The organism is Methanococcoides sp. NM1 (assembly GCF_900774285.1).
Lineage (GTDB): Archaea > Halobacteriota > Methanosarcinia > Methanosarcinales > Methanosarcinaceae > Methanococcoides > Methanococcoides vulcani.
The window spans coordinates 1-678 of record NZ_CAAGTW010000028.1; the positions used below are offsets into that span (position 1 = coordinate 1).

The window sequence follows — 678 nt, forward strand, 5'->3', positions numbered from 1 at the left end:
TTACCGGAGTGGCTAACCTCTTCGATGTTGCCATGGTGTTCTCAGTAGCTCTATTGGTAGCTCTTGTGATGTCTTACCAGCTACCTGAGCTGCTCAGTCCTACAGATATGACCATCGTAATGAATCCTGGCCAGGAGAATATGAAGATCATAGTCAAGGAAGGGCAGGAGATAGAAGTACTGAACATGACCGATCAGATAGGCGGTGGTACCGGCGATGCTCTTGGAACCGCTTACAAGCTGGCGGATGGTCGTGTGATCTACGTTCCTGATTCCGGAAACGAAACGGGAACCTGATCATTTCAAGAGTGTGTGGAAATTACCAATAGAAAATAGAATGAAAATGTGTGGATTATGAATTTTTGAGACATCCCGGAACAGCCGACAAGCAAAGTGCCGGGATGTCTTACACATTATCGAGTGGATAATATGCAAAAAATAAAACATCAGTTATTACTATTAAGTGTATTGATTTTACTGGCAGCTTCGCCAGTGGTATCGGCAGAAGAAGATGAATATGCAAATATGGAACTTGTTGGCAGCACGATCAGTGATAGTGAGACTGCTGCATATAGTTTTGTTAATTTGCCTGATGGCTTCTATAAGATCAGATCCGTCAAAGAGTCACAATCCCCGATGGGTGGAACGTATTACTACATCGGAGAAAGAACGGTAATTA

Annotated in this window: 2 protein-coding genes; both read left to right on the plus strand. The window is 43.4% G+C overall.

Features of this window, described 5'->3' with window-relative positions; translation table 11 throughout:
- The coding region (locus tag E7X56_RS11600; RefSeq protein WP_135606760.1) for a DUF2149 domain-containing protein at positions 1–296 on the plus strand (296 nt) is incomplete at its 5' end.
- Between the two features lie 132 nt (positions 297–428).
- On the plus strand, positions 429–678 hold a 250-nt coding region (locus E7X56_RS11605; RefSeq protein ID WP_135606895.1), incomplete at its 3' end, for a hypothetical protein.